The organism is Streptomyces durocortorensis, from assembly GCF_016901035.1.
Taxonomy (GTDB): domain Bacteria; phylum Actinomycetota; class Actinomycetes; order Streptomycetales; family Streptomycetaceae; genus Streptomyces; species Streptomyces durocortorensis.
The window spans coordinates 482-3,344 of record NZ_JAFEUF010000409.1 but is presented as its reverse complement, the minus strand read 5'-3'; the positions used below and the strand labels follow the sequence as shown (position 1 = coordinate 3,344).

General features: G+C 72.5%; 1 protein-coding gene and 1 pseudogene. Both read left to right on the top strand.

From position 1 onward, the window contains the following. Positions 1 to 85: 85 nt before the first annotated feature. A pseudogene (locus JS521_RS34690) lies at positions 86 to 688 on the top strand (TetR/AcrR family transcriptional regulator); the annotation flags it as partial. Positions 689 to 820: 132 nt separating this feature from the next. Continuing rightward, on the top strand, positions 821 to 2,671 hold the full coding sequence (ilvD, locus tag JS521_RS34685) for a dihydroxy-acid dehydratase (protein ID WP_205086844.1): 1,851 nt from the start codon (positions 821 to 823) through the stop codon (positions 2,669 to 2,671). Positions 2,672 to 2,863: the final 192 nt, after the last annotated feature.

Genomic DNA, 2,863 nt, shown 5'->3' with positions numbered 1-2,863 from the left:
ACCGTGGGCCCGGCGGCCAGGGTGCGGGCCACCGCCGCCGCCTGCTCGGGCCCCGCGGCCCCCCGGGCGCCCCCGGTGACCCTGCCCCGCCCCGCGCCGCCGGGGCCGCCCCTCCCGCAAGGCCGCCGCCGAAGGCCCCGACGCCCGGACGCGCATCCTGGAGGCAGCGCGTACGGAATTCGCCGAGCGCGGCTACGACAAGACGTCGATCCGGGGCATCGCCAAGGCCGCAGGGGTCGACGCGGCCCTCGTCCACCACTACTTCGGTACGAAGGACGAGGTCTTCGCCGCCGCCGTCGAGGTCACCTTCGAGCCCGCCCTGGTGATCCCCGCCGTCCTCGACGGCCCCCCGGAGGGCCTGGGGGAGCGGCTGGCGCGGTTCTTCCTCTCCGTGTGGGAGGACCCCGGCACCCGTACGCCCCTGCTGGCGATCCTGCGCTCGGCGGTCACCCACGAGGCGGCCGCGAACGTCCTGCGCGACTTCGTGCTGCGGCGGCTGCTGGAACGCATCGCGGACGAGCTGGACGTACCGGACCCCACCTTCCGCGCCGAGCTGGCCGCCTCGCACATGCTCGGCATCGCGATGCTCCGGTACGTGGTCCGCGCCGAGCCGCTCGCCTCCGCCGACCCGGAGCACATCGTCGCGATGGTGGCGCCGACGCTCCAGAGATACTTGGGCGAGGGCTGAGACGGCGGGTCGGGGTGATCGGGGTGACCACCCACCGACCACCACGTCCCGCATTCCGGACAGCCTGTCCAGATCTTGGATCCGAGGCGTACGCTCGGAGGACAGTCTTTTCTGCCGAAGGAGCGAGCGACGATGCCCGAGCTGAGGTCCCGCACGGTCACCCACGGACGCAACATGGCGGGCGCGCGCGCCCTTATGCGCGCGTCGGGCGTAGCGAGCGCGGACATCGGCAAGCCGATCATCGCGGTCGCCAACTCGTTCACCGAGTTCGTCCCCGGCCACACCCACCTCGCCCCGGTCGGCCGGATCGTCTCCGAGGCGATCCAGGCGGCGGGCGCGGTCCCGCGCGAGTTCAACACCATCGCCGTGGACGACGGCATCGCGATGGGCCACGGCGGCATGCTCTACAGCCTGCCCTCCCGCGACCTCATCGCCGACTCCGTCGAGTACATGGTCGAGGCGCACTGCGCGGACGCGCTGATCTGCATCTCCAACTGCGACAAGATCACCCCGGGCATGCTGATGGCCGCGATGCGCCTCAACATCCCGACCGTCTTCGTCTCGGGCGGCCCGATGGAGGCCGGCAAGGCCACCCTCGTCGACGGCACGGTCCGAAAACTCGACCTGGTCAACGCGATCAGCGACGCGGTCGACGAGTCGATCTCGGACGAGGACATCCTCCGTATCGAGGAGAACGCCTGCCCCACCTGCGGCAGCTGTTCCGGCATGTTCACCGCCAACTCGATGAACTGCCTGACCGAGGTCCTCGGACTCTCCCTCCCCGGCAACGGCTCCGTCCTCGCCACGCACACCGCCCGCAAGGCGCTGTACGAGACCGCCGGCCGCACGGTCGTCGAGATCACCAAGCGCTACTACGAGCAGGACGACGAGACGGTCCTGCCGCGCTCGATCGGCACCCGCGCCGCGTTCGACAACGCGATGGCGCTGGACATCGCCATGGGCGGCTCGACCAACACGATCCTGCACCTGCTGGCCGCCGCCGAGGAGGCGCAGCTCGCGTACGACCTCGACGACATCAACGAGGTCTCGCGCCGCGTCCCCTGCCTCTCCAAGGTCGCCCCCAACGTCGCCCCCGGCGGCACGTACTACATGGAGGACGTCCACCGGGCCGGCGGCATCCCCGCCCTCCTCGGCGAGCTGCACCGCGGCGGGCTGCTCAACGAGGACGTGCACTCGGTGCACTCCGACACCCTCGCGGAGTGGCTGAAGAACTGGGACGTCCGCGGCGGCTCCCCGTCCCCCGAGGCCGTCGAGCTGTGGCACGCCGCCCCCGGCTGCGTCCGCTCCGCGACCGCCTTCTCGCAGTCCGAGCGGTGGGACACCCTCGACCTGGACGCTGCAGGCGGCTGCATCCGCGACGTCGAGCACGCCTACTCCAAGGACGGCGGCCTCGCCGTCCTCAAGGGCAACCTCGCGGTGGACGGCTGTGTCGTGAAGACGGCGGGCGTCGACGAGTCGATCTGGACCTTCGAGGGCCCGGCCGTCGTCTGCGAATCGCAGGACGAGGCCGTCGACAAGATCCTCCGCAAGGAGATCGAGCCGGGCGACGTCGTCGTCATCCGTTACGAGGGCCCGCGCGGCGGTCCCGGCATGCAGGAGATGCTCTACCCCACGTCCTTCCTCAAGGGCCGGGGCCTGGGCAAGGTCTGCGCCCTGGTCACCGACGGCCGCTTCTCCGGCGGTACGTCGGGCCTCTCCATCGGCCACGCCTCGCCCGAGGCGGCCTCCGGCGGCACGATCGCGCTGGTCGAGGACGGCGACCGGATCCGCATCGACATCCCGAACCGCTCGATCGAGCTGCTCGTCGACGACGCCGAACTGGCCACCCGCCGCGAGGCGTTGAACGGGGTGTACGCACCGAAGAACCGCGACCGCAAGGTCTCGGCCGCGCTGCGCGCCTACGCGGCGATGGCGACGAGCGCGGACCGGGGCGCGGTCCGCGACATCTCGAAGCTCGGCTGACGCCCCTGCCGCCCGGGCGACCCATTCAAGCCCCTCCGGCGATTGAGGAGCGGGGTCCGGGGCGGAGCCCCGGGAACCCGGCGGGGGGGCCCCCCCCCCCCCCCCCCCCGGGGGGCGGCACCCCCCCCCCCCCCCCCCCCCCCGGGGGGGGGGCCCCCCCAACACCGCCCCGGGGGCCCCCCAAAAACAAAG

Bases quoted from the DNA above. Each gene is read 5' to 3' on its own strand.
- ilvD (WP_205086844.1), top strand. From the start codon at position 821: ATGCCCGAGCTGAGGTCCCGCACGGTCACCCACGGACGCAACATGGCG.